This is a genomic window from Mycobacterium sp. smrl_JER01, from assembly GCF_048513595.2.
Lineage (GTDB): Bacteria > Actinomycetota > Actinomycetes > Mycobacteriales > Mycobacteriaceae > Mycobacterium.
In genome coordinates this window covers 5,587,995-5,602,387 of sequence record NZ_JBLXXK020000001.1, presented here as the reverse complement: position 1 = coordinate 5,602,387, position 14,393 = coordinate 5,587,995, and the positions used below count along the sequence as shown (strand labels likewise).

Below are 14,393 nucleotides of genomic sequence, written 5' to 3'. Positions count from 1 at the left end.
TCGTGATCTTGCCGTGATCGTCACTCGGATTTGCTGTTGAGCAGACCTGATGCCCTGATCGCGTCGGCCAACGGTTCCAGAACCGCCGGGTCGTGCGGCGGTGGCAGATAGATGATGGCGAGATCGAGTCCTTCGTCGCCGAGGGCGGCTGCCTCGGCGACGGCTTTCTCGTAATCGAGTTCTGGACCGAGCCGGACGTGCGCCGACACCATGATCTCCGCGGGGTCGCGACCGATGTCGGCGCAGTGGCCGGCCAGCACCTCTCGTTTACGGGCGAACTCCTCGGGAGTTCCGCCGACGAAGTTCCAGTGGTCGGCATAGCGCGCCGTGATCCGCAGCGTGCGCTTCTCACCGCTGCCGCCGATGCAGATCGGTGGATGGGGCTGCTGCGGCCCCTTCGGCTCGTTGCGGGCGTCCTTGAGTTGGTAGAACGTGCCGTCGAAGGTGGTGGTGTCCTGCGACAGCAGTCCGCGCAGCACCTGGCACGCTTCCTCGAAGCGGTCGAAGCGCTCCTTGACGGTGCCGAGTTCGATGCCGTAGGCGCCGGACTCCTCCTCGTTCCAGCCGGCGCCGATACCGAGTTCCAGACGGCCGTCGGAGACGATGTCCAGCGCAGAGGCCATGTTGGCCAGCACTGCCGGATGACGGTAGTGGATGCCGGTGACGAGCACCCCCACCCGCAGTCGGGTGGTGGCCTGGGCCAGCGCGGTCAACGTGACCCATCCCTCCAGGCAGGGGCCGGTCGGGTCGGCGAAGATCGGATAGAAGTGGTCGAAGGTCCAGCCCGATTCGAAGACGTCGATCTCGTCGGCGGCCTTCCAGACGGCAAGCATGTCTGTCCACGTGGTGTTCTGGGGGGAAGTCTTGAATGCGAATCTCACTCCGTCAACTCTAGGACGGGTCAACTCTAGGACGGGTCAACTCTGGGACGGGTCGACTCTGGGGCGATGAGTTCTACCGCGCCGTTCGGTCAGTACCGGCATGATCGACATGACCGAGGCGTGTGCTCGCACCGCCGCGCTGGTGGGACAGGTCGGTGACGACCAACTGGACGCTGCGACCCCGTGTCGCGAGCTTGACCTCGGTGCAGTGATCGCCCATATCGGGAGCCTCGCACCGGTGTTCGAAGCCGCCGCTCGAAAGGATTTCGGGATCCTCACCGACACCCCCGCGGAATTCGCGGGGCGCCCGGAGCGCGATTGGCGCGACGTCTACCCCAGACGGCTCGCCGCACTGGCCGAGGCGTGGCGGGACCCCGCCGCGTGGAACGGGATGTCGCGGGCCGGGGGAGTGGACTTCCCCGCTGAACTCGGTGGTCTGATCGCACTGTGCGAGGTGGTGGTGCACGGGTGGGACGTGGCCGCCGCGGCCGGGCTGCCCTACGTCGTCGACGATCGGCTGTCGGAAGCGCTGCTGCCCTACGTCACAGCTTCGGCCGAGACTCCGGTCGACGGGCTGTTCGCCGCACCCGTCGCAGTGCCGGCCGAGGCGCCGCTGCTGCACCAGGTCGTCGCGCTGACCGGGCGCAACCCCCGGTGGCCCCGGAACTGAACTCAGTGCGGTCGGCCGCCGGCGGCGTGGACACGGGCATGGGCAATAGCCTCGTCCAGGGTGTCCACCAGGTGGTTTTCGTGACGCAGGGATTCGAAGACACCGACGTTGGCGAGCAGCGATGCGTGCTCGGGTCGGACCCCCTTGATGATCACCGTGATGCCGCGCCCCTCCAACTCGGTGCAGATCTGGGCCAGGGTGTTGGCTCCGGTCGCATCGAGCATGCCGAGTTGGGACATGCGGATGATCACCACCGAGGTCCGAGGATGGTGGGGGTCGACGATCGCCGTCGAGATCCGCTCGGCCACACCGAAGAACATCGCCCCGTCGAGCCGCAGCACAGCGATCTCCTCGTCACCGGGACGGTAGGGCACGGGTAGCTCCTCGCGGACGACGCTACTGCGCCTGGCAACGCTGCGCAGGGCGAAGAAGGCCGCCACCAACACCCCGATCTCGACAGCCTCGATCAGGTCGAAGCACACGGTGACGACCGCGGTCAGCAGGAATGTGACGGCGTCAGATCGGGTGGAGGTCAGAATCTTTCGGATTGTCGACCGCGAGATCATCCGGAATGACGTCACCATCAGCACACCGGCCAGCGCCGCCAGCGGGATGGCCGACACCGGTCCGGTGGCCAGGTACACCACCCCCAGCAACACCAGCGAGTGCACGATCGCCGAGAGCCGCGTGCGGGCGCCCGACCGTACGTTGACAGCCGTACGGGCGATCGCGCCGGTGGCCGGCATACCGCCGAAGACGCCGGAGGCGACCGAGGCCAGACCCTGCCCGACGAGCTCGCGGTCCGGATCGTAGGGCCCGGTCGGCGCCATGGTTGCCGCAACCCGTGCGGACAGCAGCGATTCGATGGCGGCCAGCGCCGCGATGGCCAGCGCCGCGCCGAGCAGATCACGCAGCACGCCGAGGTCGGCGTGGGGCAGTACCGGTGCGGGCAGATGTGACGGCAACTCGCCGATGGTGGCGACCGGGAGCCCTGCCAACGTCACCGCCACGGTCGCCGCGACGACGGCGGCCAGGGATGCCGGAACGGCGTGGTGGATCCGCGGCAACACCACCATCAGCGCCGCGACGAACGCGATGACTCCCAGTGTCCTGGCGGCCTGAGACCAGTCGGCGTGAGTGACCACCTGCCACGCGGCGGGCAGGGTGCGTCCGCCGGGTGGGCTGGAAGCGGCGAACGCGGCCGGGATCTGCTGCAGAAAGATGATCGCGGCGATGCCCAGCGTGAAACCCTCGATCACCGGCCACGGGATGAACGTGACCGCGCGCCCCAGTCCGGTCACTCCCGCGACCAGAACGAGGAGGCCGGCAAGCACGGTCACCAGGGCGATGCTGCCGAGTCCGTGGACGGCGACGATCGGTGCGAGCACGACGGCCATCGCCCCGGTCGGGCCGGAGACCTGCACCGACGAGCCCCCGAACACGGCGGCGACCAGGCCGGCGACCACCGCGGTGATCAAGCCGGCTGCCGCGCCGACGCCCGAGCTGATGCCGAACGCCAGGGCCAGCGGCAGCGCCACCACGCCGACCGTGACGCCGGCCAGGACGTCTCGGCGCCACGATCGCGGCAGTTGCGCGTAGTCCCGGCGATGCGGGAGCAGGCGACCCAGGTTACGGGCGGCGAGGTTGGCGGCGCTGGAGTTCACGGCCGTTTCTCCAGCGGCGGGAGCGTGTCGAGTGACCGCAGTTGCTCGCGCTGTCCGGCCAGAGTGTCGGCCAGAAAGGTGCGGGCGATGACGAGAAGCTCGGAGACGAGCGGGTGGGCGAGTTCGTAGAACACCGCATTGCCCGTGCGGCGGGCGGTCACCACGCAGTGGCGCTTGAGGACCGCGAGGTGTTGGGACAGCAGTGTGGGTTCCAGGCCGGTGTCGGCGAGGATGTCGCGCACCGAGGTGGGTCCGTCGCCGCCAGACAGTATTTCCAGCACCCGGATACGCGCCGGGTGGGCGAGCGCTTTGAACAGGTTCGCCTTGATCTCGTAGAGCGGCCGCTGCTGGTCGGCGGGAAAGCTGGTGGGCATGCGGCGCCTTATGACTTGATGGATTGAGAGATTCTTCAATCAGGGTAGGTCACCGAGGACGGTCTCCGGGGCCAACGTGTCGAGGTTCACCCGCAGGGCCGAACGGCCGGGCAGACGAAAGGTGCCCGAATTCCCACCGCCGGAACGGGGCACACTGGAGCAATGGACCCGGTCACCGCGCTGCGTCGGATCGCCTACTACAAGGACCGCGCGCGCGAAGACCCGCGCCGGGTGATGGCCTATCGCAACGCGGCCGACGTCGTGGCGGCGCTCACCGATGCCCAGCGCGACAAGCACGGTGCGGCCAACAGTTGGCAGACTCTCCCCAAGGTGGGGCCCAAGACCGCCGCCGTCATCGCCCAGGCCTGGGCCGGTCAGGAGCCCGACGCGCTGGTGGAATTGCGGGGGGCCGCCCAGGACCTCGGTGGCGGTGACATCCGTGCCGCGTTGCGCGGCGACCTGCACGTGCACTCGAATTGGTCGGACGGGTCGGCGCCGATCGAGGAGATGATGTTGGCCGCCCGCGACCTCGGCCACGAGTACTGCGCGCTCACCGACCACTCGCCCCGGCTGCGGGTCGCCAATGGGCTGTCCCCGCAGCGGCTCCGCGAACAGCTTGACGTCATCGACGAAGTTCGCGAAAAGGTCGCTCCGATGCGGATTCTCACCGGCATCGAGGTCGACATCCTCGAAGACGGGTCGCTCGACCAGGAGCCCGAACTGCTGGAGCGTCTCGACGTCGTCGTGGCCAGCGTGCACTCCAAGCTCGCGATGGACGCTCCGGCGATGACCCGGCGCATGCTCAAGGCCATCACCAATCCGCACACCGACGTGCTCGGGCACTGCACCGGTCGGCTGGTCACCGGTGGGCGCGGGATCCGTGCCGAATCGAAGTTCGACGCCGAGAAGGTCTTCACTGCGTGTCGCGACTCCGGCACCGCCGTCGAGATCAACTCGCGTCCGGAACGGCGCGACCCGCCGACCCGGCTGTTGACCCTGGCGATGGACATCGGCTGTGTGTTCGCCATCGACACCGATTCGCACGCGCCGGGTCAGCTGGAGTTCCTCGGGTACGGCGCGCAGCGGGCGCTGGACGCGGGCCTGGAGGCCGAACGCATCGTCAACACCTGGTCCGCGGACGATCTCCTGGCCTGGACCGGCGCGGGCTAGCTTTCGCGGCGGCGAGCAGGCGCGCCGCCGCGGTGCGTGCTTGACGGCTTGCGGGGGCCGCCCCAGGCCACCAGGGAGTCCACCAGGTGATCACTGACACCGGTGCTGTCGGCATGCGAAAAGCTCTGCCGTGTCAGCGATCTCCGGTATTCCGGGCAACGTGGTCAGGAATCCCAGGGGGCTGGCCGACAACCTTCGGCTCTGCGGTACCGATTCCAACGCATCGAGATACCGGCCCAGTGACGCCAGCGCGTCCGGGCGCTGTGCGGTACCCAGGCCGACCGTCCGTCATCGCTCACATCGATGGAGAAGCCATACTGCCCCAAGTGAGCTGGTGGCATGCCGGGACCGTATGACCTGAACCGAACTTCAGGTCAAGGCGTGGTTTCAGTCGGGCAGCATCGGCATCTCCATTCCCGGGTCACGGCCGACCAGCACGCCCCGGGTCAACGCGGCGTTGCCGTAGCGTCCACGGACCCGGTCGATCGCCAGGTCGATCGTCAGCGAGTCGTCGGCTGCCACCGTGTGCCCGAACGGCAGCTCCAGCTGCTGGGCACCTTCGCGGTCGATATTGCACACCGCGAACCCGATCAAGGTCAGTCCGCGCTCGGCGATCAGCGGACCCGCCCCCGCGACGAGCCGACGTGCGGCCTCAAGAACCGTGTCGGTCGAGGCTGTCGCCCGGGGCATCGTGTGTGAACGGGTAGCACGACCGAAATCGTCGAACCGCAGCCGTAACACCACCGTTCGGCCGGTCCGTCCCGCCGTGCGCATCCGCCGGGTGATCCGGTCGACGAGATTGACCACGACCGCGTCCACCTCGGCGGGAGACAGCGCGCTGCCCGCGCGCCCGAGCGCGCGCTGGGCGCCGACCGAACGTCGCCGATGCCCGGTGACGACACGACGACGATCGATGTTGTGCGACAAGGCGAACAGTTGACGGCCCATCGCGGCACCGACCAGCGACCCCAGCGTCGTCTCACTCAGCTCGGCCACGTCGGCGACCGTCTCGATGCCGTGCGCCCGCAGCTTGTCGGCGGTTTTGCTGCCCACGCCCCACAGCCGGCGCACCGGCAGCGGGTGCAGGAACGCCAGTTCCCGGTCGGGTGGCACCAGCAACAGGCCATCCGGTTTGGCCTCCTGGCTGGCCACCTTGGCGAGGAATTTGGTGCGCGCGATCCCGACGGTGATCGGCAGGCCCACCTCGTCGCGGATCCGCTCGCGTAATCGGGCGCCGATCTGCACCGGTGTGCCCGAGACCCGGCGCAGGCCGGAGACGTCGAGGAACGCCTCGTCGACCGAGAGCGGTTCGACGATCGGGGAGGTGTCCCGAAAAACGTCGAAGACCGCGGCACTGGCCGCGGAGTACGCCGACATGCGGGGCGCAACGACGATTGCGTGTGGGCAGAGTGCCCGTGCCTGGCCGCCGCCCATCGCGGTGCGCACGCCGTACGCCTTCGCCTCGTAGCTGGCCGCCAGCACGACGCCGCCGCCGACGATCACCGGCCGCCCGCGTAGTGAGGGGTCGTCGCGCTGTTCGACCGACGCGTAGAAGGAATCGAGGTCGGCGTGCAGGATGCCGGCCGGTGGTCCAGAAGAACGCGGCAACCCGGAAGATGCCAGGGATCCAGGGTCGGCAGCGGACACGAACATATGTTCGCATCACCGACCGACAGGTCAGTCGATCGTGCCGTAGATGCTGGTCGTCCAGATGTGGACGAGGTTGTCGAGGACGCGATGGTCGGGAATGGAGGGCTGGTGGCCGGCGAACGCTGCCGTCATCACCGACTCGTTCATCAGGTTCAGTGCCGTCGACAACTCGATCGCGGGAACCGTCACCGGCGCCGAACCGTCGGCGCGCTCGGCCTCGATCACCGCGGCGATGTGGTCGATCCAGCGCTGCATCGACCGCGCCCACAGTTCGCGGGCTTCCGAATCGGTGTTCTTCACACCGACGGTGGCCGCGCAGACCGCCCGGTGGGCGCCGAAAGTCCGGACGAAGACGTCGATCCCGCGCCGCCAGATGGCGCGACGGTCCGCCGGGCGGTTGGCGATCAGATCCTCCAGCGCCGCATCGGCCTCGGCGATCACCCGCTCGAGCAGCGTGAGCAGCACCGCATCCTTCGACGCGAAGTAGAAGTAGAACGTCGGCCGGGAGATCCCTGCCCCCTTGGCCAGATCGTCGACCGAGATCTCGGCCAGAGCCCGGGTCTCGAGGAGCCGCTCCGCGGTCTCCAGGATCGCCAGCTCGCGATCGTCACCGGAGGGGCGGGCGGCGCGCCTGCCCCGGGGAGGGCGGGCTTGGCTGACGGCGGTCACGCCCCAGACCTTACACCCTGTCGAGAAGATCGACAGGGTGTTGACTCACTCGACATGACGTTGATAACTTGACGCCATGACCGAATTTGTCGACGTCGTGATCGTCGGAGCCGGGATCTCCGGCATCAGCGCCGCGTGGCACCTGCAGGATCGTTGCCCGGGCAAGAGCTATGTGATCCTGGAGCGTCGGGACAACCTCGGCGGGACCTGGGACCTCTTCAAGTACCCGGGCATCCGGTCGGACTCCGACATGTTCACCCTGGGCTTCAGATTCAAGCCGTGGACCTCGGAGAAGGCGATCGCCGACGGGCCCGACATCATGAGCTATCTCAAGGAGACCGTCGCCGAATACGGCATCGACAAGCACATCCGCTACGGGCAGAACGTGTTGTCCGCGGACTGGTCTGACGCCGACGGCCGCTGGACTGTCCGCGTCGACCGCGGCGGCGAACAGATCGAGATCTCGACCCGCTACCTGATGGCCTGCAGCGGCTACTACAACTACGACGAGGGCTACTCACCGGAGTTTCCCGGCGCAGGCAACTTCGCCGGCACCGTCATCCATCCGCAGCACTGGCCAGAGGACCTCGACTACGCCGGCAAGCGCATCGTCGTCATCGGAAGCGGCGCCACCGCTGTGACTCTCATTCCCGCGCTTGCCAATTCGGGCGCGGCGCACGTGACCATGCTGCAGCGCTCACCGACCTTCATCGCCGCGCTGCCGGACGTGGACCCGTTCACCGTGGCCACCAACAAGCGACTGCCGGCCAAGGCCGCCTATGTGCTCAACCGGTGGAAGAGCATCCTGGCGCAGTCGGCCCAGTACCAGGTCGCGCGCAAGTTCCCCGACCTGTTCCGTAAACAACTACTGACGATGGCCAAGCACCGACTGCCCGAGGGTTACGACGTGCACCGGCATTTCAATCCGCGCTACAACCCCTGGGATGAACGAGTGTGTTTGGCGCCCAACGGAGATCTGTTCAAGACGATCCGCGCCGGAAAGGCCGACGTCGTCACCGACACCATCGACACGTTCACCGAGACCGGCATCCAGCTCGCTTCCGGTGCGCACCTCGATGCCGACATCATCGTCACCGCGACGGGTTTGAACCTCCAATTGTTCGGCGGTGCAACGATCTCACGGAATGGTGAGGCCATCGAACTCAACGACACGATGGCCTACAAGGGCATGATGCTGACCAACATGCCGAACATGGCGTTCACCATCGGCTACACCAACGCCTCGTGGACGCTCAAGGCCGACCTGGTGTCCGAGTTCTTCTGTCGCGTCATCAATTACATGGACGCCCATTCCTACGACCGGGTCGAACCGCGGCACCCGGGCCGCAGCGTCGACGAGCGGCCGCTGATGGACTTCACGCCGGGGTACGTGTTGCGTGCGCTGGACTATCTGCCCAAGGCGGGCTCGCGCGCGCCGTGGCGGCTCAAGCAGAACTATCTGCTCGACCTGCAGTTGATCCGGCGCGGCAAGGTCGACGACGAGGCGCTCGCCTTCTCCAAGCACCCCGCCCCGGTGACGGCCTCGGCCTGATCAGCTCGCGGCGATGACGACGATGCCGTCGTCATCGCTGTAGGCGATCTCGCCCGGACTGAACACCACACCGCCGAACTCGACCGCTTCGTCGCGGATGCCTTCGCCGGTCTTGGTGCTCTTGCGCGGGTTGGTGCCCAAGGCCTTGATGCCGATGTCGAGCGTGCGCAGCGTCGAGGCGTCCCGCACCGCGCCGTTGACGATCAATCCGGACCATCCGTTGGACCGGCCCAACTCGGCGATCACATCGCCCACCAGGGCGGTGTGCACCGAGCCGTCGCCGTCGACGACCAGCACACCGCCGCCGCCGGGTTCCGAGAGCACCGACTTGAGCAGGGCGTTGTCCTCGAAGCAGCGCACCGTCGTGATCGGTCCGGCGAATTGGGTCCGGCCGCCGTACTGGCGGAACTGCAGATCGCAGCTGCGGACGTCAGGGCCGATCTCGTCGACCAGGTCAGCGGTGGGACGCGGCGTCACTGTCACCGGCGCATTATCTCAGCCTGCCTTCGTGCCGGCCATGATGACGTCGTGGACGAACCCGGCCAGGCCGGGTTCGGCGTCGTCGTAATAGCGGGCGAAGCGCTCGTCGTCGATGTACATCTGTGCAAGACACCGTTGCATCGCGTCGTCGCAGTCGTAGAACCGCCTGATCGAGTCCTGGTGCCGCACACGCAGTTCCTCGGCGCGGGCCGAACCCGGCGCCACACCGGCACGCTTGGCGTCGGCGAACGCGGCCAGCAGCGCATCGCCCTCGGCTTTGATCTCGATCCAATCCTGCTTGGTCAGCTCGGCGCTGCGCTGCTGAGACTGTCGCCACGCCTCGGTGCCGCCCCAACGCTGTTCGGACTCCCTGGCGTACTCTCCCGGGGCCAGAACCGATCCGAAGACCTCGATCTGTTCCTCGGCGGTCAGCTGGATACCGCCGCGATGTGCGTTCATCAGTTCCTCCACTGCTGTGATTGTGTGCCTGAGTCGGTCGGCCTGCCGGCGCAGCAGCGTGTGCTGCCGCCGCAGCTGCTCCACCACATCGACGGTGTCGTCGTCGAGCAGGACGCGGATTTCGTCGAGAGGCAGCCCCGCAGCGCGGTAGACGAGAACGACGTGCAGCCGTTCGATGTCGGCGTCGGTGTACCCGCGATAGCCGGCGGCGGTCCGGACACTGGGCACCACCAGGCCGATGTGGTCGTAGTGATGCAGCGTGCGCACCGACACCCCGGTGAGGTCGGCTACGGTGCCGACAGATCGGGTGGTGGTCATGGCACCACTATCAACCCTCACGCGACGTGAGAGTCAACCGGTTTCGGTCAGGCGCCGGTATTGCGCCGCGTGGCGAGCAAGACGACCACCAGGGCCACGACGGCGGTGATTGCGGCAACCGTGATCGGCAGCCGCGACGAGTCCGGCCTGTCCGGTGGGGCCGGGGCGGGGCCGGAGACGGCGTTGCTGGCCGTGGCGACCGCTGATTTCGCTTGGGCCGCAGTCGCTTCGGCGGCGGCCGCAAGATCGGTCTTGACGGGAGGCGCCTGGGTGACCGGACCGGCCGGCTGCGCCGGTGCGGGCTTGTCGGCGGGGGCGGCCTCGTTGACAGGGGATTCCTTGGCCGGTGCTCTCTTCGCCGGTGCCTTTTTGGCCGGGGCCTTCCTCGCCGGGGTCTTCTTGGCCGGGGTTTTGCTCGCCGGGGTCTTCTTGGCCGGAGCACCCTTCTTCGCCGGCGCGGCCTTCTTGGCGGCGGCCTTCTTCACCGGCGCCGGTTTCGGCTCCGGGGTTGCGGCGTCGGGACTTTCGTCTGGCCGCTCCGGCTGGTCTGCCATCTCGCTGCTCCTTTGAGTGTGACCCGGCAGTGGTCCCCATCATGCCAGCAGGCCTGGGGCGGCCTCAGCCGGTCACCGACAGGGTCGCGGCGGCGGCGAGTGCGGCCGCCATCAGTGCGAGCTCGGTGTACGCCCGCGTGCGGGACACCGCGGCGGTGCTGCGGTGGGAACGGGCGGCGGGTAACCAGAACGCGCGGTTGCGCCACCCCAGCGCGATGAGCAGCACCGTCACGGCGATCTTGGCCGAGAGCACCCGGCCGTAACCGGTGTCGTAGAGCGCTGCCGGCGCGTCCAGCACGGTTGCCCCGGCCGCGATGCCGCCGACGAGCAGCACTGACACACAGACAGTCGAAAGCGCGGAGAAGCGCGGCAGAACCCGGGCCCACTGTCCACGGTGATCGACCGTCAGGACCAGCGCGGCCAGGACTCCGCACCACACCGCCGCCGCGACGGTGTGTGCTGCGACGGCCACACCACCGACCGGGCTGCCGGCCAGGTGTCCGGTGAGCGGATGCCCCACCACACCGATGCACGCCGAACCGGCCGAGACGACGAGGGCAACGTCTGAACGCCGTGCCGTTGCCGCGACCGCGCAGACCACCGCTGCCGCGCCGACGGTGAGCAGACCGGCCCGTCCCGGCGCGGTGTCCGAAAGGAACGGCCAGAACTGGTGCAGTTCGAGGCCGGTGACGGTGCTACCTGCGGTTTCGGCGGCGGCAAGGATCAGTCGCGCCAGTTCGGCCACCACCCAGGTCGCCGACGCCACGACTAACGGTCCGGCTGCCCGGCGGACGAGTGCAGCGCGGTACCGCGGACCGTCGAGCGCGGGAACGACGGCGAGGCCGAGCGTGACGACCGCGGCGCCGTCGGCGAGTGCGCGCGCCGCCGCGACCGCGAGCGCGGCGGCGGGATACGCCAGCGCCCAGGCCACGACGCAGGCCGCCACCGTGACGAGCGCACCGCCCGCCGCGGCGCGCCACCGCGTCACGACTGGCGCCGCACCGCCCACAACGCTCCGGCCGCCACCAGGACCGTGGCTCCGGCGACGAACGGCCACACCGGCACGCCGTCGTCGGATGCCTGCGCCTGCGCCGGTGGGGCCCCGTTCTCGGCGGTGGTAGGTGCCGGCGGGCTGGTGGGAGCGGTGGCTGCGCCGACGGTGACACGATAGGACCACGAGCCGGTCACCACATGGCCGTCGGCCGAGGTGGCGCGGTAGTTGACCGTGTAATTGCCCGCCGGGCCGCCGGGCCGGACCGCCACGCTGATCACCGCGCCGTCGACGGTCGGGTCACCGTCGGACCATTGGGTGCCGTCGGGACCGATCACGGTCATCGCCGCGAACTGGGGTTGCATCGCTTCGTTGAACGTCGCGCTCACCGCGGCCGGCGGCTGCTGCAGTTCGGCATTGTCGCTGGGATCGCTGGCGATCAGAGCGGCGTGGGCTCCCGCAGTGGCGGCGAGCCCGAGTGCGCCACCGATGAGGCCGAGCGTCGTCGCCACCAGGAAGAGCGCGCGTTGGGCGCGCTGTACTGCTGTCATGCGGTTCTTTGCTTTCTCAAGAGGTCGGGAGGTTTGGGTCAGCGGTGCGCGCCGGCCGGTGGTCCTCGGTGCGACATCGAGCCGGCGAGGGAAAGTGTCCACCGCATCGGATGGTCGACCGCGGTGATTCTGACGCGTAGGGGCGCGCGGGGCGGCCCGATCCGGTGTCGTCGCACGACGCCGAGCACCCCGGACACCGCGCGGCACAACCGGGTTCCGACGCAGATGAGCACCGCCCCGGTGAAGACCGCGACGGAGTGCGCGGCACCCATGGCCCATCCCGGACCGCCGCCATGGGCGTGCCCCTGCGCCGCCAACACGACATGGCCGCCCAGCTGGCCGGCGCCCAACAGACACGCCATGACGGGGGCCTGGCCGGACCGGGGCGTCGAAACAGCCACCGCGGCCACGATCGTGGCCACCAACGCCAACCCGGCCGCGGCCGCCCCGGCCGGGACCGTGCCGCCGGCGGTACCGTGCGCGGCGACAGCGAGCGCGGCGGTCAGCAGACCGGCCGCAGCGCCGCGCAGTCGCGCCGGTGCTTCGGACAACGGGTCAGACCACGCCCAGGCGGGCCATCAGATCGGCGTCGACGCCGTCGAGTTGCTCGGCGATCGCGGCGTGGGCGGCGCGCCGTCGCGCCGACGGCATGTTCTCGGCGGCGGCGACCGCGGCGCTCAGGTCGCTCAGTCGTTCGGTGATGGCGTTGACGAACTGCTTGGTCTCGGCGTCCTTGGGCTTCTTCTCGGTCAGCAGCCGCAGCGAATGCTCCGCTCCGGCTATGCGGGCCGAAAGCGCAGCGCCGTGACCGGAGAACTGGCCGAGTTGACTCAGGGGGACACCCAGTTTGTCGGCGCGACGCTCGTCGATCAGACCGCGTGCCGAGATCGACGCGCGGTACACCACCGGGATCACCACCGGGGCCAGCAAACGGGACACCGTGAGGGCCCGACGAACCCGGGTGGGAGAGAACAGCTTGCCCTCCCGCGCCGCCTTGAGCTGTGTCTCGGCAACCCTGAGCGCTGCGCGGTCACTGTCGCGCTGCGCCTTCAACTGTGCGCTGAGCGCCCGTGCCTGCGCCTTCTGCTCGGCCTTGAACCTGCGGACCTCGTTCTTGGCCGAGAGCCTGGCTTCGAGCTTGGCCTTGGCCTTGATGGCCTTGGCTTCCGCCTTCCGGGTAGCGCGGGATTTGCGTCGCTTGAACAGACTCATCCCTGCGGCCTCCCGGTCCACTCATCGGCACACCCCGCCGCGCGGGCGGCGGGGACGGTGACCAACACTATCGCCCGCGACCGGCGATGGTCTCCCCGCGCCCCGCATACCGATCCGGGACAACTTCTCAGCAAACCGCGAAGCCCGGTTGTGCGAGAATCGACGCACTCGGGGTCCGACGGAGCCAGTCCGTTGAAGGGTGGTGAGACGTGGGTTCGCGTGCGCGTGTCGCAACGGCAACCTGTCTGATCGCCTGCGGCCTGCTCCTCGGATCGGGCGGCACCGCAACCGCGTGGGCCGACTCCGGATCCGCCGCCAGCGGCGACGGCCGCGATGAACGGGCTCACACGGACAGTGGCAAGTCGGGCCCGGTGGCTTCCGGAGAAGACCCGCAGCGGGACGTCGGCCGACTGCCGTCACCCGACCCGGCAGATGACGAAGAGACCGGGACCGAGGCAGACGACGACGAGGACACCGGGACCGACCCGGCAGACGACACCGACCCGGCAGACGGCGAGGAAGCCGGGACCGAGACAGACGACGAGCAGGAAGCCGAGAAACCCCGCCTACCGTGCTGCTCCCGCGATGACGAGGACTGTGAACCCGGCTGGCCGTGGCCGGAGGACATCGATGACCGGCCCGGATCGGACGACGGTTACGGCGAAGGCCGGCCCGAGGTGGTGCCGCGTCCGATGCCCGGCGGAGTCTTCCGACCGGGTGTCGAGCCGCCGCTGGGCGAGCCCGAGGTCCCGGACGTCCTGGACACCGTGCCCGGCGTGGGCATCTCCGGGGGTGGTGCCGGCGCTCCGATCAGCGTGCCCGTCGTCGTCACCGCCCCGGCGATCGGTGTCGCGCCGGCGCCCCGGTCCGCGACGGCCGGTGCCGGTGCCGGATCGCCCGGTGGGCCCCGTCCGGCCGGTACACCGCCACCGCGTCGGACCGCCCCGACCGGCGCGGCCGCCGAGTTCGCCGCTCCCGCATCGGTCCAGCGCATCGGTTACGGCGATTATCTGCGCGCTGCCGGGTTACCTCAGATTGCGGCGCTGGCGCTACCGGGGCTGGCCGGACTTCTGGTATTGACCGGAGCGGGGGGATTCGTCGGTTACCGCCAGGCCAAAGCGGGACAAGGAATCCGAACGAGCGGGATCGGGCGATTCATGAACTAGGGAGATCGGTCCATCCCGACGCGCGGAGCAGC

Annotated in this window: 16 protein-coding genes; 4 read left to right on the top strand and 12 right to left on the bottom strand. The window is 69.0% G+C overall.

Going from position 1 to position 14,393, the window contains the following annotated elements; translation table 11 throughout:
- Positions 1-20 precede the first annotated feature (20 nt).
- Positions 21-881: an LLM class F420-dependent oxidoreductase gene (locus ACNUDN_RS26400; protein ID WP_419124642.1), complete on the bottom strand. Its 861-nt coding sequence runs from the start codon at positions 879-881 to the stop codon at positions 21-23.
- Between the two features lie 100 nt (positions 882-981).
- Here ACNUDN_RS26400 and ACNUDN_RS26395 point away from each other — a divergent pair, with 100 nt between their 5' ends.
- A complete protein-coding gene (locus tag ACNUDN_RS26395) occupies positions 982-1,551 on the top strand; it encodes a TIGR03086 family metal-binding protein (protein ID WP_419124641.1) in 570 nt (189 codons plus the stop codon).
- A 2-nt stretch (positions 1,552-1,553) separates the two neighbouring features.
- Here the strand turns inward: ACNUDN_RS26395 and ACNUDN_RS26390 are convergent, their stop codons facing one another.
- Positions 1,554-3,215 carry a SulP family inorganic anion transporter gene (locus ACNUDN_RS26390; protein WP_419124640.1) on the bottom strand — a complete coding sequence of 554 codons (1,662 nt, stop codon included), beginning with the start codon at positions 3,213-3,215 and terminating at the stop codon, positions 1,554-1,556.
- A complete protein-coding gene (locus ACNUDN_RS26385; protein WP_419124639.1) occupies positions 3,212-3,589 on the bottom strand; it encodes an ArsR/SmtB family transcription factor in 378 nt (125 codons plus the stop codon). Before ACNUDN_RS26385 ends, ACNUDN_RS26390 begins: the two co-directional genes overlap by 4 nt.
- Positions 3,590-3,751: 162 nt before the next feature.
- Between ACNUDN_RS26385 and ACNUDN_RS26380 the strand changes: the two genes are divergently transcribed.
- On the top strand, positions 3,752-4,759 hold the full coding sequence (locus tag ACNUDN_RS26380; protein ID WP_419124638.1) for a PHP domain-containing protein: 1,008 nt from the start codon (positions 3,752-3,754) through the stop codon (positions 4,757-4,759).
- Between the two features lie 387 nt (positions 4,760-5,146).
- On the opposite strand, the gene dinB is transcribed toward ACNUDN_RS26380, so the two are convergent.
- Together dinB and ACNUDN_RS26370 are read right to left on the bottom strand one after the other, a co-directional pair.
- A complete protein-coding gene (dinB, locus tag ACNUDN_RS26375) occupies positions 5,147-6,412 on the bottom strand; it encodes a DNA polymerase IV (RefSeq protein WP_419124637.1) in 1,266 nt (421 codons plus the stop codon).
- 24 nt (positions 6,413-6,436) lie between these two features.
- Positions 6,437-7,078 carry a TetR/AcrR family transcriptional regulator gene (locus ACNUDN_RS26370; RefSeq protein ID WP_431960938.1) on the bottom strand — a complete coding sequence of 214 codons (642 nt, stop codon included), beginning with the start codon at positions 7,076-7,078 and terminating at the stop codon, positions 6,437-6,439.
- Positions 7,079-7,154: 76 nt separating this feature from the next.
- Between ACNUDN_RS26370 and ACNUDN_RS26365 the strand changes: the two genes are divergently transcribed.
- Complete coding sequence (locus ACNUDN_RS26365) at positions 7,155-8,630, top strand: flavin-containing monooxygenase (protein WP_419124636.1); 1,476 nt, start codon at positions 7,155-7,157, stop codon at positions 8,628-8,630.
- Here the strand turns inward: ACNUDN_RS26365 and rraA are convergent, their stop codons facing one another.
- From rraA to ACNUDN_RS26330, 7 genes are all read right to left on the bottom strand, one after another.
- Positions 8,631-9,113, bottom strand: a complete 483-nt coding sequence (gene rraA, locus ACNUDN_RS26360; protein WP_419124635.1) for a ribonuclease E activity regulator RraA — start codon at positions 9,111-9,113, stop codon at positions 8,631-8,633.
- Positions 9,114-9,125: 12 nt separating this feature from the next.
- Entirely contained in the window at positions 9,126-9,887 is a 762-nt protein-coding gene (locus ACNUDN_RS26355; RefSeq protein ID WP_419124634.1) for a MerR family transcriptional regulator, read from the bottom strand.
- A gap of 47 nt (positions 9,888-9,934) precedes the next feature.
- A complete protein-coding gene (locus ACNUDN_RS26350) occupies positions 9,935-10,441 on the bottom strand; it encodes a hypothetical protein (RefSeq protein ID WP_419124633.1) in 507 nt (168 codons plus the stop codon).
- 64 nt (positions 10,442-10,505) lie between these two features.
- Positions 10,506-11,429 (bottom strand): CopD family protein, encoded by a 924-nt coding sequence (locus ACNUDN_RS26345; protein WP_419124632.1) that lies wholly within the window; start codon positions 11,427-11,429, stop codon positions 10,506-10,508.
- Positions 11,426-11,983: a copper resistance CopC family protein gene (locus tag ACNUDN_RS26340; RefSeq protein WP_419124631.1), complete on the bottom strand. Its 558-nt coding sequence runs from the start codon at positions 11,981-11,983 to the stop codon at positions 11,426-11,428. The genes ACNUDN_RS26345 and ACNUDN_RS26340 overlap by 4 nt, the downstream gene beginning before the upstream one ends.
- Positions 11,984-12,021: 38 nt before the next feature.
- Positions 12,022-12,534, bottom strand: coding sequence for a hypothetical protein (locus ACNUDN_RS26335; RefSeq protein WP_419124630.1), 513 nt, complete (start codon positions 12,532-12,534; stop codon positions 12,022-12,024).
- Positions 12,535-12,538: 4 nt separating this feature from the next.
- Positions 12,539-13,195, bottom strand: a complete 657-nt coding sequence (locus ACNUDN_RS26330; RefSeq protein WP_419124629.1) for a DUF6474 family protein — start codon at positions 13,193-13,195, stop codon at positions 12,539-12,541.
- Positions 13,196-13,404: 209 nt separating this feature from the next.
- On the opposite strand from ACNUDN_RS26330, the gene ACNUDN_RS26325 reads away from it, so the two are divergent.
- On the top strand, positions 13,405-14,361 hold the full coding sequence (locus ACNUDN_RS26325) for a hypothetical protein (protein WP_419124628.1): 957 nt from the start codon (positions 13,405-13,407) through the stop codon (positions 14,359-14,361).
- Positions 14,362-14,393 lie beyond the last annotated feature (32 nt).